At 70.8% G+C, this 23,718-nt stretch carries 17 protein-coding genes and 2 tRNA genes; 11 read left to right on the top strand and 8 right to left on the bottom strand.

Annotation, left to right across the window (positions count from 1 at the left end):
• Positions 1-6: 6 nt before the first annotated feature.
• Positions 7-2,079, top strand: coding sequence for an ArnT family glycosyltransferase (locus AC1DWJ_RS04970; protein WP_477620140.1), 2,073 nt, complete (start codon positions 7-9; stop codon positions 2,077-2,079).
• An 11-nt stretch (positions 2,080-2,090) separates the two neighbouring features.
• Positions 2,091-3,368 carry a bifunctional glycosyltransferase family 2/GtrA family protein gene (locus tag AC1DWJ_RS04965; RefSeq protein ID WP_477620139.1) on the top strand — a complete coding sequence of 426 codons (1,278 nt, stop codon included), beginning with the start codon at positions 2,091-2,093 and terminating at the stop codon, positions 3,366-3,368.
• On the opposite strand, the gene AC1DWJ_RS04960 is transcribed toward AC1DWJ_RS04965, so the two are convergent.
• From AC1DWJ_RS04960 to AC1DWJ_RS04950, 3 genes are all read right to left on the bottom strand, one after another.
• The gene (locus AC1DWJ_RS04960; protein WP_477620138.1) at positions 3,263-3,841 is read right to left on the bottom strand and encodes a hypothetical protein; all 579 of its coding nucleotides are present in this window, start codon (positions 3,839-3,841) and stop codon (positions 3,263-3,265) included. The genes AC1DWJ_RS04965 and AC1DWJ_RS04960 overlap by 106 nt on opposite strands.
• A 172-nt stretch (positions 3,842-4,013) precedes the next feature.
• Positions 4,014-4,106: transfer RNA gene (locus AC1DWJ_RS04955), tRNA-Ser, on the bottom strand.
• A 102-nt stretch (positions 4,107-4,208) separates the two neighbouring features.
• Positions 4,209-5,804, bottom strand: coding sequence for an LCP family protein (locus AC1DWJ_RS04950; protein ID WP_477620137.1), 1,596 nt, complete (start codon positions 5,802-5,804; stop codon positions 4,209-4,211).
• 191 nt (positions 5,805-5,995) lie between these two features.
• Here AC1DWJ_RS04950 and AC1DWJ_RS04945 point away from each other — a divergent pair, with 191 nt between their 5' ends.
• Entirely contained in the window at positions 5,996-7,921 is a 1,926-nt protein-coding gene (locus AC1DWJ_RS04945) for a penicillin-binding transpeptidase domain-containing protein (protein WP_477620136.1), read from the top strand.
• Positions 7,922-8,084: 163 nt separating this feature from the next.
• On the opposite strand, the gene AC1DWJ_RS04940 is transcribed toward AC1DWJ_RS04945, so the two are convergent.
• Positions 8,085-8,288: a cold-shock protein gene (locus AC1DWJ_RS04940; RefSeq protein WP_056882965.1), complete on the bottom strand. Its 204-nt coding sequence runs from the start codon at positions 8,286-8,288 to the stop codon at positions 8,085-8,087.
• A 487-nt stretch (positions 8,289-8,775) separates the two neighbouring features.
• On the opposite strand from AC1DWJ_RS04940, the gene AC1DWJ_RS04935 reads away from it, so the two are divergent.
• Positions 8,776-11,712: an HYR domain-containing protein gene (locus AC1DWJ_RS04935; protein ID WP_477620135.1), complete on the top strand. Its 2,937-nt coding sequence runs from the start codon at positions 8,776-8,778 to the stop codon at positions 11,710-11,712.
• A gap of 93 nt (positions 11,713-11,805) precedes the next feature.
• Here AC1DWJ_RS04935 and folP read toward each other — a convergent pair whose 3' ends face one another.
• On the bottom strand, positions 11,806-12,723 hold the full coding sequence (gene folP / locus AC1DWJ_RS04930) for a dihydropteroate synthase (RefSeq protein ID WP_457254201.1): 918 nt from the start codon (positions 12,721-12,723) through the stop codon (positions 11,806-11,808).
• A gap of 108 nt (positions 12,724-12,831) precedes the next feature.
• Between folP and AC1DWJ_RS04925 the strand changes: the two genes are divergently transcribed.
• Positions 12,832-13,617 (top strand): hypothetical protein, encoded by a 786-nt coding sequence (locus AC1DWJ_RS04925; protein ID WP_477620134.1) that lies wholly within the window; start codon positions 12,832-12,834, stop codon positions 13,615-13,617.
• A gap of 83 nt (positions 13,618-13,700) precedes the next feature.
• Here AC1DWJ_RS04925 and AC1DWJ_RS04920 read toward each other — a convergent pair whose 3' ends face one another.
• Genes AC1DWJ_RS04920 through AC1DWJ_RS04910 form a run of 3 tightly spaced genes read right to left on the bottom strand, consistent with a single transcriptional unit; the run spans position 13,701 to position 18,010 of the window.
• Positions 13,701-15,083, bottom strand: a complete 1,383-nt coding sequence (locus AC1DWJ_RS04920) for an NAD(P)/FAD-dependent oxidoreductase (RefSeq protein WP_457254203.1) — start codon at positions 15,081-15,083, stop codon at positions 13,701-13,703.
• 5 nt (positions 15,084-15,088) lie between these two features.
• Positions 15,089-16,471, bottom strand: coding sequence for an aminotransferase class III-fold pyridoxal phosphate-dependent enzyme (locus AC1DWJ_RS04915; protein ID WP_477620133.1), 1,383 nt, complete (start codon positions 16,469-16,471; stop codon positions 15,089-15,091).
• Between the two features lie 48 nt (positions 16,472-16,519).
• On the bottom strand, positions 16,520-18,010 hold the full coding sequence (locus AC1DWJ_RS04910) for a CoA-acylating methylmalonate-semialdehyde dehydrogenase (RefSeq protein WP_477620132.1): 1,491 nt from the start codon (positions 18,008-18,010) through the stop codon (positions 16,520-16,522).
• A gap of 60 nt (positions 18,011-18,070) precedes the next feature.
• Between AC1DWJ_RS04910 and AC1DWJ_RS04905 the strand changes: the two genes are divergently transcribed.
• From AC1DWJ_RS04905 to AC1DWJ_RS04880, 6 genes are all read left to right on the top strand, one after another.
• A complete protein-coding gene (locus AC1DWJ_RS04905) occupies positions 18,071-19,432 on the top strand; it encodes an aminotransferase class I/II-fold pyridoxal phosphate-dependent enzyme (RefSeq protein ID WP_477620131.1) in 1,362 nt (453 codons plus the stop codon).
• Positions 19,433-19,767: 335 nt separating this feature from the next.
• Positions 19,768-19,855, top strand: a tRNA-Ser gene (locus AC1DWJ_RS04900).
• A 223-nt stretch (positions 19,856-20,078) separates the two neighbouring features.
• The gene (locus AC1DWJ_RS04895; RefSeq protein ID WP_457254208.1) at positions 20,079-20,411 is read left to right on the top strand and encodes a YtxH domain-containing protein; all 333 of its coding nucleotides are present in this window, start codon (positions 20,079-20,081) and stop codon (positions 20,409-20,411) included.
• Positions 20,412-20,910: 499 nt separating this feature from the next.
• Positions 20,911-22,533, top strand: a complete 1,623-nt coding sequence (locus AC1DWJ_RS04890) for a S8 family serine peptidase (RefSeq protein WP_477620130.1) — start codon at positions 20,911-20,913, stop codon at positions 22,531-22,533.
• Positions 22,533-23,126, top strand: coding sequence for an RNA polymerase sigma factor (locus tag AC1DWJ_RS04885; RefSeq protein WP_477620129.1), 594 nt, complete (start codon positions 22,533-22,535; stop codon positions 23,124-23,126). The genes AC1DWJ_RS04890 and AC1DWJ_RS04885 overlap by 1 nt, the downstream gene beginning before the upstream one ends.
• Positions 23,123-23,623, top strand: a complete 501-nt coding sequence (locus AC1DWJ_RS04880; RefSeq protein ID WP_477620128.1) for a hypothetical protein — start codon at positions 23,123-23,125, stop codon at positions 23,621-23,623. Before AC1DWJ_RS04885 ends, AC1DWJ_RS04880 begins: the two co-directional genes overlap by 4 nt.
• Positions 23,624-23,718 lie beyond the last annotated feature (95 nt).

Below are 23,718 nucleotides of genomic sequence, written 5' to 3'. Positions count from 1 at the left end.
AGGGGCATGGACACGATGACCCTCCACCGCGACGCCCCCGGCCAGCCCGTGCTGCCCGCGCGCCCCACCACCCCCGTGCAGGCTGGCCCGGCCGAGCCGACGACGCCGCGTTGGATCCAGCGCCTCTGGCGCGGCCCCGACAGCGACCCGTCCTGGGCCCGCCCTGCACTCCTCGGCCTGCTCCTCGCGACGGCCCTCTTCTACTTCGCCAACCTCACCTCGAACGGCTACGCGAACTCGTTCTACTCCGCCGCGGTGCAGGCCGGCAGCGACAGCTGGAAGGCGTTCTTCTTCGGCTCGTCCGACGCGGGCAACTCGATCACCGTCGACAAGCCGCCCGCCTCGTTGTGGGTGATGGCCCTGTCGGTGCGGGTACTCGGGCTCAGCTCCTTCAGCATCCTCATGCCCGAGGTGCTGATGGGCGTTGCCACGGTCGGCGTCGTCTACGCGACGGTGAAGCGCCACTTCGGCGCTGCCGCCGGGCTCATCGGTGGCGCGGTCATGGCGCTGACGCCGGTGGCCGTCCTGATGTTCCGGTTCAACAACCCCGACGCGCTGCTCGTCCTCCTCATGGCGCTCGGGGCCTGGGCCACGATGAAGTCGATCGAGCAGGGCTCGGCCAAGTGGTTCGCCATCGTCGGCGTCTTCATCGGCCTCGGCTTCCTGACCAAGGCGCTGCAGGTCCTCCTCGTCGTCCCGGCCTTCGGCCTCGCCTACGTCCTGTTCGCCGACACCACCCTCCGCCGTCGCATCACCGGTGCCCTCATCGGGAGCGCGGCCATGGTCCTGTCCGCGGCCTGGTGGGTGGCGATCGTCGAGCTCATCCCCGCGAGCCTGCGCCCCTACATCGGCGGCTCGCAGGACAACTCGTTCCTGTCGGTCACCTTCGGCTACAACGGCCTCGGCCGGATCAGCGGCAACGAGACCGGGTCGGTCGGCGGCGGCAACGGCTGGGGCGCGACCGGCCTGGGGCGCATGTTCAGCTCGTCCATCGGCGGCCAGATCTCCTGGCTCATCCCGTCGGCCCTCATCCTCCTGGCCGTCGGCCTCTACCTGCGGGGCCGGGCCCCGCGCACGGATGCCCGCCGCGCGGCATACGTGGTCTGGGGCGGTTGGCTGCTCGTCACGATGGTGACGTTCTCGCTGATGGCCGGCATCTTCCACGAGTACTACACGGTCGCCCTCGCGCCCGCCATCGCCGCCCTGGTCGGCATGGGTGCCGCGGAGGCCTGGGAGCATCGACACAGCTCGGTCGGGTCGATCGCCCTCGCAGTGGCGACCGCCGCGGCCGCCACCTGGTCGTTCATCCTGCTCTCGCGGACCGACTGGCAGGGCTGGCTGCGGATCTTCGTCCTCGCGCTCGGCCTCGCCAGCGCCCTCCTGCTCCTCGCCATCACGCAGCTGCACCGCCGGTTCGTGCCGGTGGTGATCGCCGGTGCCCTCGTGGCGGCGCTCGCCGGGCCGGCCGCCTACAGCGTCCAGACCGTCGGCACCGCGCACACCGGGTCGATCGTCACGGCGGGTCCGGCGGTGGCCGGCGGCCGAGGCGGCGGTATGCCGGGCGGTGGCCCGGGCGGCTTGGGTGCACCTCCGCAGGGCATCACCGGCGGGCCACAGGCCGGCACCGGCACGACGGGTGGCACGCGCGCCGGTGGCATGGGCGGCCTGCTCAGCGCCTCGACGCCGAACACCGAGGTCGTCTCGGCCCTCTCGGCCGGCGCCAGCTCCTACCGCTGGGTCGCCGCCGCCATCGGGTCGCAGAACGCGGCCGGCCTGCAGCTCGGGACCGGCCTGCCGGTGATGGCCATCGGTGGCTTCAACGGCAGTGACCCCAGCCCGACCCTGGCGCAGTTCCAGCAGTACGTCGCCGACGGCGACGTCCACTACTTCGCCAGTGGGGGGTCCGGCGGTGGCCGCGGTGGCGGGCTGGGCAGCTCGGGCACCGGCACGCAGATCTCGGAGTGGGTGGCGGCCAACTTCACCCAGGTCAGTATCGGCGGATCCACCTTCTACGACCTGACTCAGCCGTTGGCCTCCAGCGCTGGTTCAGCGACCACCAGCACCACGCAGACCACCTGAGGAGAGCCGAGATGACCGCCCCCGTGCTCGACGTCGTCATCCCCGTCCACAACGAGCAGCACACGGTCGCCGCCAGCGTCCGCCGGCTGCACGCCCACCTGGCCGAGACGTTCCCCTACCCGTACCGGATCACGGTGGCGGACAACGCCAGCACCGACGCGACGGTCGCCGTCGCGTCGGGGCTCGCGGCGGAGCTCCCGGGCGTGGCCCTGGCGCGTCTGGCGGAGAAGGGACGGGGGCGCGCGCTCAAGCAGGTGTGGCTCGCCTCCGACGCACCGATCCTCGCCTACATGGACGTCGACCTGTCCACCGACCTCGACGCCCTGTGGCCGCTGGTCGCGCCACTCATGTCGGGGCACTCCGACCTGGCCATCGGGTCACGCCTGGCCCGAGGCTCACGGGTCGTCCGGAGAGCCAAGCGCGAGGTGATCTCGCGCTGCTACAACCTCGTCCTCAAGGCTGCGCTCGGGGCCGGGTTCACCGATGCCCAGTGCGGGTTCAAGGCGATCAGGGGCGACGTGGCAGCCGAGCTGCTGCCGCTGGTCGAGGACCCCACGTGGTTCTTCGACACCGAGCTGCTCGTGCTCGCCCAACGCTCGGGCCTGCGCATCCACGAAGTGCCCGTGGACTGGTTCGACGACCCCGACTCGCGAGTCGACGTCGTCACCACGGCGCTCGACGACCTGCGCGGCGTGCTCAGGCTGCGCCGGGGCCTGGCGTCCGGACGACTTCCCGTCGCGGACATCGCCGCACGGATCGGCCGCCACGACCCGTCCGCCGGGACCTGGCGGCAGGTCAGCCGGTTCGCGGCGGTGGGGCTCGTGTCGACGGTCATCCACCTCGGCTTGTTCGCGTCGCTCGCGTCGGTGGCGTCCTCGACCCAGACGGCCAACCTGGTCGCCCTGCTCGTGGCGACCGTCGCCAACACCGCCCTCAACCGACGGTGGACCTTCGGCATCCGCGGCGCCGGTCGGCTCCGGTCACAGCTGCAGGGGATGGCCGTCTTCGGCATCACCTGGCTGATGACCGCGGGCGCGCTGGCGCTCCTGCACACAGCGGTCAGTGCGCCGTCGACCGCCGTGGCGACCTTCGTCGTCGGCGCTGCGACGGCCGCCTCGACGGTCGTGCGGTTCGTGGCGATGCGGTCGTGGATCTTCCGCCGGGAGCCGCGGTCCCCGCAGGGTCAGTACTCGGTGACGATGAACGAGCCCGCGTCGTCCTCGAACACCACGATGCCGGTCCAGTCGAAGCCGTCCACGGAGCCGTGGCAGACGGTGACCAGCCCCTGACCGACCTGGGAGCGCTCGGGACACACGATCTCGTCGACGGACCCGCCGTCGTCCTCGATCGCGGCGACGAGCGAGTCCTGGAGAGCCGAGTAGCTCGCGCCCTTGTCGACGACGGTCACCTCGCCGGTGAGGACGTAGCCACCGCCAGACATGACCGGCCCGACGAAGAAGAACGCGGCCATCGCCACGACAGCCAGCAAGGCGAGCCCACTCATCACGAGCGCCGTGACCGCCAGCCCGTTGCCGCCCTTGGGAGCCGGCGTGAACGGTGCGTACTGCCCGGGGCCAGGTCCCTGCGCGGCATACCCCGTCTCGTGGACCGGTGCCCACGCCTGGGGGTTGGGCGGCTGGGACTGCGGTGGGTAGTCCGGCTGGGGCTGGTACGCCGGCTGGGGCTGGTACGCCGGCTGGGACTGGGGCTCCGGCTGGGCCTGGTGGCCGGGCGGGCCGAACGGGTTGGACGGGTACGACATGACGCTCCTTGACTCGGTCGCCCACAGGATGCCCGAGCCCGGCGGATCTCGCCTGCGGATCGCGGCAAACGGGGCCGGACGCACGGGCGTTCACTTCGAACGGTCAACGGACTCCCCGTCGGGCACACCCGAAGCAAGGCCCGACGAAAAGCGTGTCGGGCCTTGCTTCGGGTGGCGGAGACGGAGGGATTTGAACCCTCGATGGGCGATAAACCCAAACCGCATTAGCAGTGCGGCGCCATAGACCGGACTAGGCGACGTCTCCTCGCCCGGTCGATGGAGCAACCGAGCCCGCACAGGGTATCTGCACCCCCTCGACGGGAGCAAAGCGACCCTGTGCGGAAGCCGCTGGGCTGCGCTGGGTGGGTCAGCTGCAGATGTCCTGGTCTGCGGTGCGCGCCTTGATGGTCTCGCTCGGGCCGGTGCTCGGCGTGGCAGACACCGTCGGCTTGGGGAGCGGTTGGGTGCCGAGGCGGTTGGGGATCTCGACGGCCTTGGGCGAGCCGACACCCATGCTCAGCTCGATCGTCGTGCTCAGGCTGTCGTCCTCGCGCAGCTGCGCCCCCGGGTAGACGGCCGCGACGGTGCGCGCCGCTTCCTTCTGCCCCGGGCCGTAGCGGACCACGACACCGTCGGTGCTCTTGTTGCCGGTGATGTACGACGAGACGTTGAAACCCTGCACCTGGAGCTCCGCGGCTGACTGCTTGGCCAGCCCCGCGATGCCCGAGTCGTTGCTGACCCGCACGTTGATCCGGTCCGGGGAGACGGTCAGCGCGGGCCCGGTCGTGGTGGGCGACCCGGTGGCCGTGGTGGTGCTCGAGGGCACCTTCGTGCCGGGCAGCGGCTTGTCCGTGCGGAGCGCCTTCCAGATGGTGTCGGCGCTGGAGGTCCACTGGACGCGGTTCGGGTCGGGGGCGTAGGCCTCGGTCGGGAGCTTCACGAACCGGATCTGGTCGGTGCCGATCCTCTGCACGCTCTGCGCGATGTCCTTCATCTCACCGACGTTCAGGCCGTTGTCGGTCGTCATCGCCGAGGTGGTGGCGTTGAGGAAGCGGAAGAGCTTGTCGGGGCGCAGCAGCAGCGACGACTTGGTCGCCTCCTGGATCACCGACGACAGGAACGCCTGCTGGCGGTCGATCCGACCCAGGTCCGACCCGTCACCGATGTTGTGGCGCAACCGCACGTAGGCCAGCGCGTTCTTGCCGTTGACCCTGCTCTTGCCTGCCGGGAGGTCGAGGAAGCTCTGGCGGTCCTTGACCGCCTCGGGGAGGCAGACCGTCACGCCCCCGAGGGCGTCGACCATGCTCTGGAACCCGCGGAAGTCGATCACGACGAAGTGGTCGATGAAGACGCCCGTGAGGCCCTCGAACGTGCGGATGGTGCAGGCCGGACCGCCGAGCGTGAAGTTCTGGTTCCACTGCCGGACGACGCCGTTCTCGACCTTGTCGTTCTTGTTCTTGCAGTCGCGCGGCGCCATCGTCATCGAGTCACGCGGGATCGACACGACGATCGCCGACTTGCGGTCGGCGGAGAGGTGGACGATGAGGTTGGTGTCGGAGCGGCTGCCCGCCATGCCGTACTCGGTCTGTCCCTTGCCGAGGTTGGTGCCCTCACGGCTGTCCGAACCCATCACGAAGATGTTCAGCGGGGCCAGGTTGGTCTGCGCGTCCGTGGTGGCCTGCGGCTTCGGACGGTCACCGAGCGCACTGCTGATGTCGAGGCGGTGGATGTTGCCGTTGAGCTTGACGTAGGCGGCGACGCCGAGGACGAGAGACACCACGAGGAGGCCGGCGACGCCGAAGGCAGCGCGACGCAGCCACGGGTGACGATGCTGCTTGGCGGTGTGGCGGTCGGACCGACGCCGGGGGACGTCGGTGGTGCTGCGCGTGCCGTCGGCGGGGGCACCCGTGCTCTGGCTGGGGATGTCGTCGCCGGGCGCAGAGCCGTTGGTGGGCTCGCTCACGTATACCTCTCTGATTCCTGAAAAGGCCACCCCTGCAGGTGGCCGGGCGACGAATCGCCCCCGTGAGTGTACGGGCGCTTCCTGAGTGTTCGGCCTTCTGCGTCCTGTCCCCCAGACGCCACACCAGCCCGCTGGGTTGTCCAGGGGTGACAAATGGGACGAAGCAGCAACAGGTGAGGTTGGATGGACGCATGAGGCAACGCGCAGTCGTGGGGGGAATCACCGCCGTCGTCCTGGTCGCAGCAGCGGCCGGGGCTGGTCTGTGGTGGCGGCACACCGAGGCGGAGAAGGCGCTCGACGCCGCCGCCAAGGAGGAGGTGGCGGCCTTCGCCACGTCGTGGGCGGGGCGCTCGTTCACCAAGCCGGGCATCCTCTTCACCGGCACCACCAGGGACGTCGTCCAGGCGGAGTTCACCAAGGCCACCGCCGGTCTGGGCACCGGCCCGGTCAAGGTCACCGCCGACGGGGTGCGGCGCACCGGCGACCGCGCGACGGCCACGGCGCACGTCTCGTGGACCCTGGCCGGGGGCGTCGTCTGGTCGTACGACGTGCCGGTCACCGCCGAGCGCGCCGCGACCGGCGGACGCCGCTGGGCGATCACCCTGCCGAAGGACCACTCGCAGTGGCACCCGCAGCTCAAGACCGGCGCCACCCTGACCGCCAACCGCACGTGGGGCGAGCGCGGCACCCTGCGCGACCGTGACGGGCAGGCCCTGACCCCGATCGGGAAGGTCTACCCGGTGCAGATCGACCCGTCCCGGGCGACCGCCGCCACCGTGCGCGAGCTCGAGCAGATCGTCGACGAGCCGGCCGGGTCGCTCGTGGCCAAGCTGGCCGCCGCGACGAAGGCCGGCAGCAAGGCTCCGATCCCCGTCATCACCTACCGCCAGTCCGACTTCGACGAGCGCAAGGCCGCCCTCGACGCGCTCAAGGGCGTGATCTACCCCGCCCGCGAGCAGCCGCTGGCCAAGACGCGCACCTTCGGCCAGCCGTTGCTCGGCTCCTTCGGCGCCGTGAGCGCCGAGCTGATCGCCAAGTCCAAGGGCCGGTATGCCGCGGGCGACTACGCCGGGGTCAGTGGCCTCCAGGGGCAGTACGACGCGGTGCTCGGTGGCACCGCGGGAGTGCAGGTCACCTCGAGCGCCGAGCCGGACACGGCCTTGTTCGCCAAGGACGCCGTGCCCGGCAAGGACGTGTCGACCACCCTCTCCCCCAGGGTGCAGGACGCCGCCGAGAACGCGATCGCCTCGACCGGCGACGTCCCCTCGGCGCTCGTCGCGGTCGACGTGAAGACCGGTGACGTCCTGGCCTCGGCCAACTCCCCGGCCCTCGGGTTCGACCGGGCCATGACCGGTCACTACCCGCCCGGGTCGGCGTTCAAGATCGCCACGACCTACTCGCTCCTGAGCTCGGGCAAGGTCACGCCGGGGACCTCGGTCACGTGCCCCAAGACCTTCGTGGTCGACGGCAGGTCCTACAAGAACTTCGAGGGCGAGTCACTCGGGACCCCCGACTTCACCACCGACTTCGCGCACTCCTGCAACACCGCCTTCGTGCAGCTGTCGACCAAGCTGGGCAACGACGACCTGGCCAAGGCCGCGGCGACCCTCGGCCTCACGGGGTGGGCCAAGACCCTCGGTGTCGCCAACGCGTTCGACGCGAGCATCCCCGACAACAACGGCAAGACCGACAAGGCGGCGGCCGCCATCGGACAGGGTCGCAACGTCACGTCGCCGCTGGCCCTGGCGGTCCTCGCCGCCAACGTCGCGCGTGGGTCGACCATCGCCCCCGCCCTCGTCACGGACCCGGCCGTCGACGGTGCCGACCGGACCGCCAAGCCCCTCGACGCGAAGGTCGTGGGCCAGCTCCGGACGCTGATGGGTGAGGTCGTGAGCAGTGGCACCGCGACGGTGCTCAAGGGGACGCCCGGCGGCATCGTCCGCGGCAAGACCGGCACCGCGGAGTTCGGCGCCAAGAACCCGCCGGAGACGCACGCGTGGTTCGTCGGCTACCAGGGCGACGTCGCGTTCGCGGTCCTCGTCGAGAAGGGCGCCAGCGGTGGCAGCGTCGCCGCGCCGGTGGCCAAGGACTTCCTCACCGCCCTCGCCGCCGGCTAGCCCCAGCGTCGCAGATTCATGCAAAAGGCGAGTTAGCGCCGGGCGACGCGGCGCTGACTCGCCTTCTGCATGGGATGGCGCCAGGCGGCATACCGGGACGCGACAAGGCCCCCACCGGTGGTGGGGGCCTTGTCGGAAGACTGTGGGTTGAGCAGTCCTCGGGTCAGATCGGGCGAACGGCGTCAGCCTGGGGACCCTTGGGTCCCTGGGTGACCTCGAACTCCACGCGCTGCGCCTCGTCCAACGAGCGGTAGCCCGAGGACTCGATCGCCGAGTAGTGGACGAACACGTCCGGGCCGCCGCCGTCCTGGGCGATGAAGCCGAAGCCCTTCTCAGCGTTGAACCACTTAACGGTTCCCTGTGCCATGGGGTAACTCTTTCTTTTGTAGCCATTGGGAATCCGCACTTCGCGGAACCCAGGCTGCCGTACACACCCCCACGGACGAGACATGCCCGCCCTCAGACCAACTGCCACCTAAGAAGGCGAATGCCCGCTCTGATGGTGCTAGGGCGGGCACTTCGTCGACCTTGCGAGGAACTGCTTGATGCAACCGTGAGAAACGCTAGCACGCAGGATGGGGACCGCGTGAGGTCCTCCGAGGTCAAATTCTCGTCAGATCACCAACTCACGCTACCTCCCCAACTCACGCTCAGCCGGGGCGCTTCCACGGCCAGCTGCATCCAAACCGAGGCCTCGGAAAGCCACCTCAACGAACGTGTCAGCCGTTTGGACTTATTGTGGTTCGGGGGTATTTGCGCAGGTCAGCGGTGGTGCCATCGTTCGATCACTACTCGCGCTCTGCTTCGTTCGTTCTTGGGGGACGTCCATGTCACTGTCTGCACCATCACGTCTGATGGCGGTCTTCGCTGCCGCCAGCCTCACCTTCTTCTCGGCCGGGTCGGCCCACGCCGACGTGGTCACGCCCGATGGCGATACGGTCGCCTCGGCCACCACCGATCTCGTCGCCACCGCGTGCACGCTCCCGGTCACCAGGTCGGGCCTCGTCGAGGTGAAGCGCACTGGCGGGTCGAACACGTCCCACTACCTGCCCGGGGAGACGCTGACCATCGCGATCACCGACGGCAGCAGCCAGGTCACGACCACCCTCGTAGGCGACCCCGTGGTCGTCCCCGACGGGTTCACCGCCAACGGCGCGAGGCAGGCATTCACCTTCCCCGTCAGCACCACCATCTCCTCCGGGGCGGCGACCGGCAACACGACGGTGTCGGTCAAGGTCACGTCCAACGCCTACCCGGCCGGCGACACCGGCACGTTCGGGGTCTCCTGGAACTGCGCGAGCAACCTCGCACCCGTGATGACGCTGGCCGGTGTCACGGCAGGCGGCAGCTACGAGTTCGGTTCCGCGCCGACGCCGACCTGCACGTGGACGGACGACCACGACGGCTCGGGCAGCGTCACGCCCTCCGTGACGGCCCTGAGCGGACCTCGCGCTTCCGCCGGGCTCGGCAGCCGGACGGTCTCCTGCTCCTACACCGACGCCGGCGGCCTGCTCGGCACCGCGACGGCGACCTACTCCATCGTCGACACCACCGCACCGTCGCTCTCCACGGTCTCCAACGTGACCGTCGACGCGGTCGACTCAGCCGGCGCTCCGGTCACCTACACCTCGCCCACGGCGACCGACGCCGTCGACGGCAGCCGCCCGGTCTCCTGCCTGCCTGCCTCGGGTTCCACCTTCCCGATCGGCAGCACGACCGTCACCTGCTCGGCCACTGACCTGAGCGCCCACTCGGCCAGCACCACCTTCAGTGTCTCGGTGGCCGACCACACGGTCCCCGTCGTCACCGTGCCCTCCGACGTGACGATCGGCGCCACCAGCCCCGCCGGTGCAGCGCACTCCTTCACCGCGACTGCGACGGACAACGTCGACGGCTCACTGCCGGTGAGCTGCACCCCTGCATCGGGCAGCACCTTCCCGTTCGGCGCGACGACTGCAACGTGCACGGCCAAGGACGCGGCCGGCAACACCGGCACGGGTTCGTTCGTCATCACGGTGCAGGACAAGACTGCCCCCAAGGTGACCGTGCACGAGCCTGAGGCGGTCGAGGCCACCGGGCCGTCCGGCGCCCAGGTCGACTGGACCGCGGCCACTGCCCTCGACGACGTCGACGGCGACCGCGCGGTCGACTGCGACCACAACTCCGGGGACACCTACCCGGTGGGTGAAACCACGGTGAAGTGCACCTCCAAGGACACCCACGGCAACACGGGGTCGGCGACCTTCACCGTCACGGTCGAGGACACCACGGCTCCGGCCCTCACAGTGCCGGCCAACATCATCGCCGAGGCCACCAGCCCGGCGGGTGCCGTCGTCGACTGGTCGACCTCCGCCAGCGACATCGTCGATGGAACCGTAGCGGTGGAGTGCGACCCCGCCTCGGGCACCCAGTTCGCACTCGACACGCCCACCACGGTGAGCTGCTCGGCCACGGACGCCCACGGCAACACGGCCGCGGATTCCTTCAAGGTCGACGTCAAGGACACGACGGCGCCCGAGCTGCCCACCCTCAAGTCGGTCACCGACGAGGCCACCGGCCCAGACGGTGCCACCGTCACGTATGCGGTCGGTCTCGCGTCCGACCTCGTGGACGGCGACGTCAGCGTCGTCTGTGCACCGGCCAGCGGCTCGCTCTTCGCCCTCGGTGACACGAGGGTCGACTGCTCCGCGACCGACATCCGCGGCAACCCCGGCACGGGCCACTTCACCGTGACCGTGGAGGACACGACGCCGCCGGTCTTCAACGACGTCTCCGTCGAGACCGAAGAGGCCACCGGGCCGAACGGTGCGCCGGTGTCCTTCGAGGCGACGGCCACCGACCTCGTCGACGCGTCGCCAGACGTCGTCTGCGACCCGGCATCCGGTTCGGTCTTCGCCCTGGGCGCGACCCAGGTGACCTGCACTGCGAAGGACTTCTCCGGCAACTCGGTCGACAAGACGTTCACGGTCAACGTCGCCGACACGACTGCCCCGGTGGTCGGGGCGGTGGCCAGCCAGACGATCGAGGCCACCTCGGCCGCTGGCGCGGCACACAGTTGGGTGGTCCCGACCGCGACGGACCTCGTAGACGGCACGCGACCGGTGACCTGCGACCAGGCACAGGGTTCCACCTTCCCCCTGGGTGACACCGTCGTCACCTGCTCGGCGACGGACCTGAGCGGCAACACCGGCACAGCCGAGTTCACCGTCACCGTGGCCGACCGCACCGGACCCAGCTTCGGCAGCGTCTCGAACCGCACCGCCACGGCGACGTCCGCCGCCGGCGCGGTCGTCACCTATCCGAAGCCGCAGGCCACCGACCTGGTCGACGGGGCCACCGCGGTGACCTGCACCCCGCCGAGCGGCAGCACCTTCCCGCTCGGGACGACCAACGTCAACTGCACGTCGACCGACCACGCGGGCAACACGAGTGCCGTGTCCTTCACGGTCACGGTGTCGGTCGGCTGGAGCGGCGTGCTCGCGCCGGTCACCGAGGGTGGGACCTACAAGCAGGGCAGCACCATCCCGGTGAAGTTCGCGCTGACCGGCGCTTCGGCCGGCGTCACGAACCTGCAGTCCACTCTGTGGATCCGCAAGGTCTCCGCACCGGCAGCCGGCACCACGCCGGTGGCGGTGTCGACCTCGGCGGCCACCACCGGGAACCTGTTCAGGTACACCGATGGGCAGTACCTGTTCAACCTCAACACCAAGCCGCTCCAGGTCGGCACGTACGAGCTGCGGATCGACCTCGGTGACGGAGTGCCGCACACGGTGACCATCACCCTGCGGTGAGCTGAGGAACGTGGCGACGGCCGGAAAGCCAGGGGGCTTCCGGCCGTCGTCGCATCCCCAGCGGGTCCGAGAGGGTCCGTGGGCCGGCGCGTACTACGTGCCGCGTACGGCGCGGACCGGCGCACGGTCGCCGCGGATGACCGCGACCATGTCGACCACCCGACGGGTGGCGCGCACGTCGTGGGCCCGGAACACCGTGGCACCCAGCCAGGCGGCCACGGCGGTCGCCGCCAGCGTGCCCTCGAGTCGGTCATCGGCCTCGAGCCCGAGCGACTCGCCCACGAAGTCCTTGCGGGACAAGGCCTGCAGGATCGGGAAGCCCAGCTCCGCCACCTCCGCGGTGTGCCGGAGCACCTCCAGGGAGTGCACGGTCGTCTTGCCGAAGTCGAGCGTGGGGTCGATGAGGATGCGGTCCTGGGGTATGCCGGCCTGCCGGGCCGCGGACGCACCGTCGGCGAGCGTGCGGAGCACGTCACGGACGACGTCGAGCGGGTCGGTCCCGTAGGTCACCTTGACGGGATCGGTGCGCGGCGGGAGGCCACCGGTGTGGGAGCAGACGACCCCGGCCCCGATCTTCGCCGCGACGTGGACGAGCTCGGGATCGTGGCCGGCCCAGGTGTCGTTGACGAGGTCGAGGCCGTGCCGCCCCGCCTCCTGCGCCACCTCGGACCGCCACGTGTCGAGGCTGAGTGCGAGGTCGGGGTAGGCCGCCCGGGCGTGGGCCAGGAAGGGGATGACGCGGTCGATCTCCTCCTGCGGTCCGACCACCTCGCCCTGCTGCCCGGCGCGCACCCCGCCGATGTCGACGATGTCAGCACCGGCCGCCACCGCGACCTCGAGGGCGCGCTTGGCCGACTCGAGGTCGGCATGGCGGTTGCCGGCGAAGAAGGAGTCACTGGTGCGGTTGATGATCCCCATGACCGCGGGGCTCGACGCGTCGAACGTCCGGCCGCGCAGACGCAGGGGTGGCGTCCGCGGTAGGTCGAGGGGGCGCGGCTCGGGGAGGCTCACCCCGCCATCCTCGCACCCGGGTCGGGCGGGCAGAGACCACCCGTTCGGACCACGCCTTCTGCGCTCGGTACTCAGGCGCGAACCCGGGCGGATGCACCACCATGAGCCATGGCCACCCCCACGACGCCCACCGCGCCCACGACGCCCACGACACCCACGACGGCACCGATCCGCCGCTGGATCGTCCGCGTCACCATCGGCTCGTTCTCGCTCGCCGCCCTCCTCGGCATCATCGCCCTCCTCGGCGGTGGTGACTTCGGAGAGACGGAGGGCCAGGTCCTGCTCACCACCCTGCTGGTGGGCGTGGTCAGCATCGCGGTGCTCTGCTACCTCACGACCGCGGGCCGGAGGTCGCAGCCCGTCGGGGTCGCAGGGGGTGTGGTCGTCCTCGTCCCGCTCGTGACCGGGCTCCTGCTGATCTGGCTCGACTCGCACGACGGGCTCGACGAGGCCTGGGTCAAGACCTTCGCGATCGGTGCGATCGTGGCCGCCACCCTCGCCCAGACCTGCCTGCTGCTCGCACCCGGCGAGAAGGCCAACACCCTGGCTCGACGGATGCTGCTCGGCACCATCGGCCTCGCCGCCCTCCTGGCCCTGATGACCAGCATGCTGGTGCTCGGCGTCGACCCCGGCGAGGACACCTTCTACCGCGCGGTCGGCATCGTCGCCATCCTCGACGTCCTGGGCACGGTGGTGGGAGCGGCCCTGATGAAGTTCGGGCCCGGCTCGACCGACGACCACGGCTCCTCCGCCACGACCCTCGACGTGCCGCCGGACCTGGCGGCCGCGCTTGCCGAGCGGGCCGCTGCGACCGGCCGGTCCCGCGACGAGCTCGCGGTCGAGATCCTGCGCAGCCACCTCGACGCGACGCAACGCCAGGACTCGCCGCTCTAGCCCGACGTGTTTCGCACCGTCCTCACCAGACCTGCCCAGCGGCCCCCTCGGCGACCACCAGATCGCAACAGGTGAGTCGTGCCCTAGGAGTCGAAGCCGAGGCCGGCCCGGTCGAGGGCGCGCAGCCACAGGTTGCGCCGGCCCTCGTGCCGGTCGGCACTCGCGAGCGCCCAGCGGGTCAGCTGGATCCCGGTGTAGGCCAATGGTTCCGGCGGGAACGGCAGCGGCTTCTCGCGCACCATCGCCAGCCGGGTCCGCTCAGTCTCCGCGCCGCTCAGCAGGTCGAGCATGACCTGGGCGCCGAAGCGGGTCGCGCCGACACCCAAGCCGGTGAACCCCGTCGCGTAGGCGACCCGACCGCGGTGGGCGGTGCCGTAGAAGGCACAGAACCGCGTGGAGGTGTCGATGGCCCCGCCCCACTGGTGGCTGAAGCGCAGTCCCTCGAGCTGGGGGAAGGTCTCGAAGAAGTGGGTGGCCAGCCGGTCGAACGTCGCGGGCCGCTGGTCGAGGCCCGACTCGAGGCGCCGCCCGTAGTGGTAGATCGCGTCGTAGCCGCCCCAGAGGATCCGGTTGTCGGTGGAGAGGCGGTAGTAGTGGAACTGGTTGGCCATGTCGCCCACCCCGGCCCGGCTGGCCCAGCCCAGCGAGGCGAGCTGGTCGTCGGTCAGCGGCTCGGTCATGAGGGCGTAGTCGTAGACCGGCACCGTGTGCAGTCTGGTGCGCTTGAGCAACGAAGGAAAAGCGTTGGTGCCCAACGCGACTCGCGCTCCGCGGACCACGGGACCGTCCGCCGTGGCGACGTCGACACCCGACCCGGCGGTCGACAGACCCGTGACGCGCACGCCCTCGGCGATGCGGACGCCGAGGGACTCGGCCGCGCGGGCGAGCCCCCACGCGAGCCGGGCCGGGTCGACGATCGCGGTCTCGTCCGGCTGGTAGAGGCCGGCGAGGTAGGTCGGCGAGTCGAGGTGGGCACGCACCGCGTCGCGGTCGAGCAGCTCGCCCTCCGACTCCTCCGCCAGCCACTCCACCTGGTGCGGCTGTGTCGCCACGGTCAGCTCGCCGGTGCGCCGGAAGTCGCACTCGATCCCGTACGTGCGCACGGTCGCCTCGATGCCGTCGAGGTTCGCCAGCCCCAAGCGGTGCAACGCGGCATACTCCTGCGGCCACCGCGCGAGGCCGTTGGCTTCACCGTGCGTCAGGCTCGCGGAGCAGAAGCCGCCGTTGCGGCCGGAGGCCGCCCACCCCACCGATCCCGCCTCGAGGACGAGCACGTCGAGCGACGGGTCGGCCTCCTTGGCCAGCAGGGCAGTCCAGAGCCCGGAGTACCCGGCGCCGACGACCACCAGGTCGGCGCAGAGGCCATCGGCGGTGAGGCCTTCGAGGCCCGGGCGGCGCGGCGGTCGGTCGGGCTGGTCGAGCCAGTAGACCGCCGGCGCGGCCTCGGCCAGCGCGGGATGACCCACCGGCGTCAGGCGTCGCTGCCGGTGTAGAAGGCGTCCGCGACGCTGAGGGCCTCGTCGAGGATCGCCAGCCCCTCGCGCACCTCGTCGGCCGCCGTCGTGCACGGCGGCACGACGTGGGTGCGGTTGAAGTGGATGAACGGCCAGAGCCCGCGCTCCTTGCAGGCGGCTCCGAAGTCGTTCATCGGCTTGGCATCGGCCCCACCGGCGTTGAACGGCACGAGGGGCTCACGGGTCGCGCGGTCGCGGACCAGCTCGAGCGCCCAGAAGGCCCCGAGCCCCCGCACCTCACCGACGCTGGGGTGGCGCTCGGCCAGGTCACGCAGGCCGGGTCCGATGACGTCGGCGCCGAGCGAGCGCGCGTGCTCGACGATGCCCTCCTCCTTGAAGATGGTGATGGAGGCGACGGCGGAGGCGCAGGCGAGCGGGTGGCCGGAGTAGGTCAGCCCGCCCGGGAACGGCCGCTGGTCGAAGGTCTGGGCGATCCGCTCGGAGATGATCACGCCGCCGAGGGGCACGTAGCCGCTGTTGACCCCCTTGGCGAAGGTGATGAGGTCGGGGGCGATACCCCAGTGGTCGACCGCGAACCACTCACCGCAGCGGGCGAACCCGGCCATCACCTCGTCGGCGATCATCACGATCCCGAACTCGTCACACAGGTCACGGACCCCCTGGAGGTAGCCCGGCGGCGGCACGAGGATGCCGTTGGTGCCGACCACGGTCTCGAGGATGATGGCCGCGATGGTCTGCGGGCCCTCGACGGTGATGAGGTCGCGCAGGTGCTGCAGCGCGCGGACCCCCTCCTCCTGCTCGTCCTGCGCGTGGAAGGCCGAGCGGTAGGGGTACGGACCCCAGTAGCGCACGATGCCCGGCATCCCCGGCTCGGACGGCCAGCGACGCGGATCGCCAGTCAGGGCAATGGCTCCCGCGGTCGCCCCGTGATAGCTGCGGTAGGCGGCCATGACCTTGTGGCGGCCCGTGTGCAGGCGCGCCATGCGCAGGGCGTTCTCGGTCGCCTCGGCACCACCGTTGGTGAAGAACACCCGGTTCAGGTCGCCCGGGGCCAGCTCGCTGATGAGGCGGGCCGCCTCGGAGCGCGCGTCGTTGGCGAAGGCCGGGCTGATGGTGGTCAGCCGCCCCGCCTGCTCCTGGATGGCCGCGACCAGCTTGGGGTGCTGGTAGCCGATGTTGACGTTGACCAGCTGGCTCGAGAAGTCGAGGTAGCGCTTGCCCGAGTAGTCGGTGAAGTGCGAACCGAGCGCGTCAGCGATCGGCAGCGGGTCGATCAGGCCCTGCGCCGACCAGGAGTGGAAGACGTGGGCCCGGTCGTCACGGCGCACCTGCTCCTCGGAGGCGGGGGCGGAGATGGCGGCTGGCAGCGTGTCGGTCATCGAGAGTCCTTGGTATGCCGGGTGTTCCGGACAGTCTGGCGGCTTGCGTCAGCGGGTGCGCGGGAAGCCGAGGTCGACGCTGGAGGTCGCCGGGTCGGGCCAGCGCTGCGTGACGACCTTGCCCCGGGTGTAGAAGTTGATGCCCTCCGGCCCGTACATGTGGGTGTCGCCGAAGAGGGAGTCCTTCCAGCCACCGAAGGAGTAGTAGGCCACCGGCACCGGGATCGGCACGTTGATGCCGACCATGCCGACCTCGACGTCGTACTGGAACTGCCGGGCGACCCCACCGTCGCGGGTGAAGATCGCGGTGCCGTTCGCGTACTGGTTCGAGTTGATGAGGGCGATCCCGGCCTCGTAGGTGTCGACGCGGACGACCGACAGCACCGGGCCGAAGATCTCGTCGGTGTAGACGGTCATCTCGGGGGTGACGTGGTCGAGCAGCGTGGTCCCGAGGAAGAAGCCCTCCTGGGGGTGGTCGCCGGCCCGTCCGTCGACGACGACTGCCGCACCGGCGGACTCGCCGGCGTCGACGTAGCCGGCGACCTTGTCGCGGTGCTCCTCGGTGATCAGCGGACCCATGTCGGAGTCGGGGTCGGCCCCGTCGCCGACGGTGAGCTTGGGCAGGCGCGCAGCGATGGCGTCGACCAGCGGCTGGGCGACGTCGCCCACGGCGACAGCCACCGAGAGCGCCATGCAGCGCTCGCCCGCAGAGCCGTAGGCGGCGGAGACGACCGCATCGGCGGCCATGTCGATGTCGGCGTCGGGCAGGACCAGGGCGTGGTTCTTGGCGCCACCGAGAGCCTGCACCCGCTTGCCGTTCGCGGTGCCGCGCTCGTAGATGTACCTGGCGATCGGCGTCGACCCGACGAAACTCACGGCAGCGATGGCGGGGTGGTCGAGGATCGCGTCGACGGCCACCTTGTCGCCGTGGACGACGGTGAAGACGCCGTCGGGCAGACCGGCCTCCTTCCACAGCTGGGCGAGGAAGAGCGCCGCGGACGGGTCCTTCTCACTGGGCTTGAGGATGAAGGCGTTGCCGCAGGCAATGGCGTTCGCGCACATCCACAGCGGCACCATGGCGGGGAAGTTGAAGGGCGTGATGCCGGCGACGACGCCGAGCGGCTGACGGATGTTGTAGACATCGACCCCGGTCGCCGCCTGCTCGCTGAACCCACCCTTGAGGAGGTTCGGCACCCCGGTCGCGAACTCGACGTTCTCGAGGCCGCGGGCGATCTCGCCGGCGGCGTCGGAGAGCACCTTGCCGTGCTCGGCGGTGATGATCGCGGCGAGCTCGGGGGTGCGCTCGTGGAGCAGCTCGCGGAACGCGAAGAGGACGGCAGAGCGGCGCGAGAGCGAGGTGTGCCGCCACTCGCGGGCCGCGTCGGCCGCGACCTGCACCGCCGCGCCCACCTCCTCGACCGAGGCCAGGTCGACCTCGGCGGTGACCACCCCGGTGGCGGGGTTGTACACCGGGGCCGAGCGCCCGGAGCTGCCCTCGTGGGGGCGGCCGTCGATCCAGTGGGAGATGCGCGTCGTCATGCCCCAACCATACGGACCACTCGCTGGTAACACAATGTCGGTATTGCTATGGTACAAAACATGACCACAGTCCTGTCCGCCCTCGAGCACCGCCTCGACCACCCCACCGCCAAGGGCCTGGCCCATGCCGTCTCGGCGGCGATCCGGGACGGCGAGCTGGTGGCGGGCGACCGGCTGCCGCCGATCAGGACGGTCGCCGCGCAGCTCGCGCTGTCGCCCACCACGGTGAGCGCGGCCTGGGCGCTGCTCGCGCGGTCGGGCGCCGTCCACGCCGACGGGCGCCGCGGCACCACGATCCTCGACCAGGGCGGGGCCACCGGAGGGCGCTACCGCCAGGCCCTGCGCCACGAGTCGGTGTTCACCCTCGACCTGTCCACCGGAGTGCCCGACCCCGCGCTCCTGCCCTCCCTCGGCGCGGTGCTCGCGCAGCTCACCTCGGCGCCGACCACCGGCAGCTACCTCGACGACCCGGTGCTCCCGGCTCTCGCCGACACACTTCGCCAGGACTGGCCGTATCCCGCAGCCAACTTCGCCGTCGTCGACGGGGCGATGGACGCGATGGACCTCATCGTGCGGACGACGCTGCGGTTCGGTGACCGCGTCGTCGTGGAGGACCCCGGGTTCCCGCCGCTGGTCGACCTGCTCGAGTCCGTCGGCGTGCAGCTGGTCGGCTTGCCGCTCGACGACGAGGGGCTCGAGCTCGGCGCCCTGAAGCAAGCCCTCCGCGAGCCGGCGGCTGCCGTCTTCCTCCAGCCACGAGCCCAGAACCCGGTCGGCGTCACGATGACCACCGCACGGGCCCAGGCGATCGCAGCCCTGCTCGACGGCACCGAGACCCTGGTGGTGGAGGACGACTCGGCCGCGGGGCTGTCGTCGGAGGCGCTCGTGAGCCTGGGTCGCTGGCGACCCGAGCACACGGCATACATCCGGTCGTTCTCGAAGTCGCACGGACCGGACCTGCGGCTCGCGGCGCTCAGCGCGCCGGCGGCCCTGCACCGAGCGCTGACCGCCCGTCGAGAGCTGGGGCAGGGTTGGTCGAGCCGGCTGCTCCAGCAGGTGCTCCTCGGGCTGCTGACCAGCGAGACCGCCCGCACCGAGGTGGCCCGGGCGTCCCTCACGTATGCCGCGCGGCGGGCGCACGTGGTCGACGCACTGGCCGCGCGGGGCGTCGCGGTGCCGGGGACCGAGGGGATCAACATCTGGGTGCCGGTGCAGGACGAGACCGCCGCGGTCGTGCGGCTCGCGAGTCGCGGGATCGGGGTGGCCGCCGGAGCGCCGTTCCGGCTGGGCGCTGCCGAGGTCGGGAGCACGGGGGGCCACGTGCGGGTCACCGTCGGAGCCGCGACCGGGGACCTCGACGCGGTCGCGGACGCCTTGGCCGACGCGGCGCTGGCCGGCGGGCGCCAGGGCCGCGCGCGCTGACGCCTCCGGTCCGAGGTCCGGACGGCGCGAAGGGCCTGGACGGCGCGAAGGCCGGGCTGCAGGGTTGCCCGGCCTTCGGCCCGCCGCCCGAAAGCGGACGCTCATCTCCCCCCACCGCGAACGCTAGTCGCGAGGCCGTGACTTCAGGATCCTTCAATTCGCGTATGAGTGGCGTCGAATTGGTTGGGTCGCGGCGCGAATTATGCTGTGATTCAACACATTTCGGACCGTACTCGTTTCTGCGACCACCCGCTTCGTGGCGTGTCGTCGTCCTCCCTCCACGGTACTCGCTCACGGCGGGATGGGAAGGTCTGGAATAGTTGGCGCGCACAACGGGCGGGTTCGCATAGTGGCCTAGTGCAGTCGCCTTGAAAGCGACCAGAGGGCAACCTCTCGTGGGTTCAAATCCCACACCCGCCGCCAACCCCAGCCCCCCTTTATCGGGTTTAGGGACTTGGTTGCGCTTCACCCGAGAACGGTTCTCGGGTGAAGCGCAACCTTCCTGCTAAACCCGATAAAGGGGGCGGAGGCGCAGGGGCTGGGGCTGGGGCTGGGGCTGGGGCCACGAGATCCCTCGGCGGGCCGCTGACCAGCACGTTTGTGGGTCATGGGTTAGGGTCGAAGACCCGACCAAAGGATCCGAACCATGGCAAAGCTCTCGTTCCTCGCCGGTCTCGCTGCGGGCTACGTGCTCGGGGCCAAGGCCGGCCAGAAGCGCTACCAGCAGATCAAGAGCCAGGCCGACCGCGTGTGGGGCAGCGACCCCGTGCAGACGCGGGTCGACACCGTGAAGCAGGCGGTCAAGGAGCAGGCGCCCGTCGTCGCGGCCAAGCTCGGCGACGTCGCCAAGACCGCCGGCGCGAACGCCAAGGAGCGGTTCACGGGTGAGGAGCTCCCCGAGACGCTCCACCGTGGCACCGACGGGCGGCTGCACGCCGACACCACCGGGTTCGGCCCGGGACCCGGCAAGCTCCCCTGACCGCACGCAGCGGAACGGCACGGCATACGAGGTCTGTATGCCGTGCCGTTCCTGTGTTGCTGGGCTCAACGGCGTCGCCGAGAAGGTCCGGCCTGGCGCGTGCTGGAAACCCCTGACCAGCACCTTCCTCGACCTGACCTACCCGGCGACCCGCCCCGAGGGGCTGGACGGCAGCACGCCCCCACGACCTGCCGTCCGGTCCGCTGGCACCCCTGTGCCCAGCGGCCCTCCATCCGCCTGATCCGTCGCCCCCTGCGACGGATCCTGCATGACATGAGGCTTTCCTTTCGTTGTGCCCACCTTGTCCCCCGACCAGGTCTGACAGTGGACAAGAGCCGGGGGGCGGGACCCTGATACATCCGCGTCGAAAGTTTTTTCGGACCAGATTTTCGGGGCTGTCCCGGTATCACCCGACCCGTCGGCTTCTCCTGTCAGATGAAGCGATCCCTCACTACGCTGAACACTGCACTGCGTGGTCGGCACCACCTCAGGAGAATCAATGGCCGCATCGACTCCCCCGCCGCCGTCAGGGCCGGGGCCCACGCCCTCGGTCGCGATCCCGCGCTCGGCGGCACGGCGCCTCGACGTGCGCGTGCTCGACCCCGCGAAGGCGGTGCGCCTCGACGGCGACGACGCCCTGGAGCCGACCTTGTATGCCGGCAACCGGCTGCTCGTGCGTGGACTCGGCTCGCGCTCGGCGCAGGGCCCGATCAGCGCGCTGTCCGCGATCGCCGAGCGGCTCGGCTACTCGGTGGAGACCCGCCGAGACGACCGGTTCGAGGCGTTGGTGGAGCAGTACGAGCTGGGCGAGCAGGTCGACGCGGCGGTCTCGACGACGGTCGAGTTCCGGCCGCTCCCGAACCGGCCGGTCGTCGCTCCCGACGCCTGGCTGATCCTGCAGACCTTGCGCGCCGAGGACCCTGACTCGGCCAAGGCCGTGAGCCTCAGCCACATCGTCACGGCGGCCGGCTACGGCTCGGGCGTGGGTTACGGCTCGGGGGTCGGTTACGGCTCCGGCGTGGGGTACGGCTCGGGCGTGGGCTACGGGTCCGGGGTCGGCTACGGCTCCGGGGTCGGCTACGGCTCGGGTGTGGGTGACGACGAGCTGCCCGGCGGCCCCTCGGCGAGGATCCCGGTGGTCTGGGCCGCACCGGTCCCCGTGCCCACCCAGAAGTCCGGCCCGGTCGTGGCGCTGCTCGACACCGGGCTGGGTGAGCACCCGTGGTTCGCCGACCGCGTCATCCGTGACGTGGAGGTCGACGGGCTGCCGATCGGCCTTCGGTTCACGGCCGACGACAACCCCGAGCTGACCGGGTGCACCCTCGACCGCGTCAACGGGGTGCTCGACCCGCTGGCCGGCCACGGCACGTTCATCGCGGGGGTCGTGCGCCAGCGCTGCCCCGACGCCTTCCTGATGGTCGTCCCGGTCATGCACGGCGACGGCGTGACCGACGAGGCCTTCCTCGTGGAGACGCTCTCCCTGCTCTACGTGCGCCAGCTGCTGGCGCACTCCGGCCAGGGCAAGGGGCCGGCCATCGACGTGCTGTCGCTCTCGCTGGGCTACTACCACGAGACCCCGGGGGCCTTCGACGACGAACCGGCTTTCTCCAGCGTGCTGCGGGCGCTCGCCAGCACCGGGGTGGCGGTAGTTGCAGCCGCCGGCAACGGTGGCACCAACCAGGAGTTCTACCCCGCGGCGTTCGCGATCGCGGGCGGCTACGACCACCCGATCACGAGCGTCGGGTCGCACAACCCCGACGGCCACACGGTGTCGATCTACTCCAACACCGGGTCCTGGGTGACGGCCTACCGCTGCGGCACGGCAGTCGTCAGCACGATGCCGACCACCTTCAACGGGAGCCTGCGGCCCGTGATCGCCCAGCCCACCGGGCACGACCCGGCCCGCGCCTCGTGCGATCCTGACAACTACAGGAGCGGGTTCGGGCTGTGGAGCGGCACCTCGTTCGCAGCGCCGGCGTATGCCGGGGACGTCGCGGCGACCCTGGTGCAGCTCGAGTGTCCCGAGGACGCTGACGCGAAGACGAGGCTCGAGGTCCTGGGCAAGGCTCGGGCCACCGTCGAGCGCAATGCCCAGACCACCGTCGAGGAGGGGGAGCGGTGATGCACGCAGAGGGAGGCACCCGCAGCCTCGCCGAGCTGGCTGCCAGCGCGTTCAGCGACTACCGCGACGGCCGTCCCGAGGGGATGTCGGAGCTGGTCGACAGCACGACCTCGCTGCTGTGGTACACCGCTCGCGCCCAGGGACTCTCGACCGCGCAGGCGGAGGACGTCGTCCAGAACACGTGGTTGTCGCTCGTGCAGCACGCGTCGGGGATCAGCGACCCCCGTGGCGTCCTCAAGTGGCTGCTCACCACCACCCGCCGCGAGGCGTGGGCGGTGTCGAAGAAGTCCCGCCGCGAGGACGTGCGCGAGGACATCGGCGACGCGCTGCCCGAGATCCCGACCACGGGTGACGAGCCAGCCGACGCCGTGGTGCGCAGCCAGGAGCAGGGACTGCTCTGGCGCCACTTCAAGGACCTGCCCGAGCGCTGCCAGCAGCTGCTCCGGGTCATCGCCCTCGCCGAACGGCCCGACTACGTCCAGGTGGCCGATGCGCTGGGCATGCCGGTCGGGAGCATCGGGCCGACCCGTGGTCGGTGCCTCGCCAAGCTCAGACTGGCCCTCCTCGGCGATCCCGGGTGGGCGACGTCATGACCGCCGAACGCGACCTCGACGCCCTCGCTGCGGAGCCCATCGACGAGCAGGACCTGCGGACGCTGGCGACCCTCCGGTCCATCCTCCAGGCCAGCGACCCCGTGCCGAGTGACCTGGCCGAGCGCGCCAAGTTCGCGATGTCGGTCGCGGCGCTCGAGGCCGAGATCGCCGAGATCACCACGACGACGGCCGAGCTGGCCGGGGTGCGCTCGACCGACTACGACCGGGCCGGCACGATCACCTTCTCCAGCGAGCAGCTCAGCGCGATGATCACCATCGAGCTGGTCGAGGGGACCAACGCCAGGCTGAGCGGGTGGGTGACCACCGGACCGACGCACATCGAGCTGCGCGAACGGTCGCGCACCCAGGAGACCACGACGGACGACGCGGGTCGGTTCACCTTCACCTCGGTGCAGCGCGGGCTCGTCCACCTCGTCATGCGTCGGCTCGACGACCCCCAGAGCCGACCGGTCATCACGCCAGCCATCGAGATCTGAGGTACGACATCGAGGTTGCTGACCACCAGGTCGCCGATCTCCTGGCCCGAGCGCGGAACCTCAATGAGATCGGCCGGTTCCGCGATGCCGAGCGC

The organism is Pedococcus sp. P2_D7 (assembly GCF_056404295.1).
The sequence above is the reverse complement of the archived record's forward strand: the minus strand, read 5'-3'. Positions and strand labels throughout refer to the sequence as shown.

Excerpts from the sequence above, each read along its gene's own strand:
- AC1DWJ_RS04970 (WP_477620140.1), top strand. The coding sequence starts at position 7 with ATGGACACGATGACCCTCCACCGCGACGCCCCCGGCCAGCCCGTGCTG.
- AC1DWJ_RS04965 (WP_477620139.1), top strand. The coding sequence starts at position 2,091 with ATGACCGCCCCCGTGCTCGACGTCGTCATCCCCGTCCACAACGAGCAG.
- AC1DWJ_RS04960 (WP_477620138.1), bottom strand. The coding sequence starts at position 3,841 with ATGTCGTACCCGTCCAACCCGTTCGGCCCGCCCGGCCACCAGGCCCAG.
- AC1DWJ_RS04945 (WP_477620136.1), top strand. The coding sequence starts at position 5,996 with ATGAGGCAACGCGCAGTCGTGGGGGGAATCACCGCCGTCGTCCTGGTC.
- AC1DWJ_RS04940 (WP_056882965.1), bottom strand. The coding sequence starts at position 8,288 with ATGGCACAGGGAACCGTTAAGTGGTTCAACGCTGAGAAGGGCTTCGGC.
- AC1DWJ_RS04935 (WP_477620135.1), top strand. The coding sequence starts at position 8,776 with ATGGCGGTCTTCGCTGCCGCCAGCCTCACCTTCTTCTCGGCCGGGTCG.
- AC1DWJ_RS04925 (WP_477620134.1), top strand. The coding sequence starts at position 12,832 with ATGGCCACCCCCACGACGCCCACCGCGCCCACGACGCCCACGACACCC.
- AC1DWJ_RS04915 (WP_477620133.1), bottom strand. The coding sequence starts at position 16,471 with ATGACCGACACGCTGCCAGCCGCCATCTCCGCCCCCGCCTCCGAGGAG.
- AC1DWJ_RS04910 (WP_477620132.1), bottom strand. The coding sequence starts at position 18,010 with ATGACGACGCGCATCTCCCACTGGATCGACGGCCGCCCCCACGAGGGC.
- AC1DWJ_RS04905 (WP_477620131.1), top strand. The coding sequence starts at position 18,071 with ATGACCACAGTCCTGTCCGCCCTCGAGCACCGCCTCGACCACCCCACC.
- AC1DWJ_RS04895 (WP_457254208.1), top strand. The coding sequence starts at position 20,079 with ATGGCAAAGCTCTCGTTCCTCGCCGGTCTCGCTGCGGGCTACGTGCTC.
- AC1DWJ_RS04890 (WP_477620130.1), top strand. The coding sequence starts at position 20,911 with ATGGCCGCATCGACTCCCCCGCCGCCGTCAGGGCCGGGGCCCACGCCC.
- AC1DWJ_RS04885 (WP_477620129.1), top strand. The coding sequence starts at position 22,533 with ATGCACGCAGAGGGAGGCACCCGCAGCCTCGCCGAGCTGGCTGCCAGC.
- AC1DWJ_RS04880 (WP_477620128.1), top strand. The coding sequence starts at position 23,123 with ATGACCGCCGAACGCGACCTCGACGCCCTCGCTGCGGAGCCCATCGAC.